Origin of the sequence: Psychroserpens mesophilus, assembly GCF_050617655.1 — a bacterium.
GTDB lineage: Bacteria > Bacteroidota > Bacteroidia > Flavobacteriales > Flavobacteriaceae > Psychroserpens > Psychroserpens mesophilus_A.
On sequence record NZ_JBODQC010000295.1, the window covers coordinates 1 to 256 of the forward strand.

At 60.9% G+C, this 256-nt stretch carries 1 protein-coding gene; it reads left to right on the top strand.

The genetic code is table 11. The features are described from left to right. The coding region (locus ACRHNM_RS17335; protein ID WP_431137898.1) for a 6-phosphogluconolactonase at nucleotides 1–256 on the top strand (256 nt) is incomplete at both ends.

The following is a 256-nucleotide window of genomic DNA, read 5'->3' on the forward strand; positions in this document are numbered from 1 at the left end:
GATGAGCGCTGCGTTCCCCCGGACGACCCGCAGAGCAATTTCAGGATGACCCGCGAGCACCTTTTCGACCCCTTACCCATCCCGGACAAGCACATCCACCGCATCCGGGGGGAAGCCAACCCGGAGTCCGAGGCCCAACGCTATGCCGACCTCCTGAAAAAGCAGCTCCCAGCGGAAAACGGTTTGCCTCGGTTTGACCTGGTAATACTCGGGATGGGGGATGACGGGCATACAGCTTCCGTGTTTCCCCACGAAG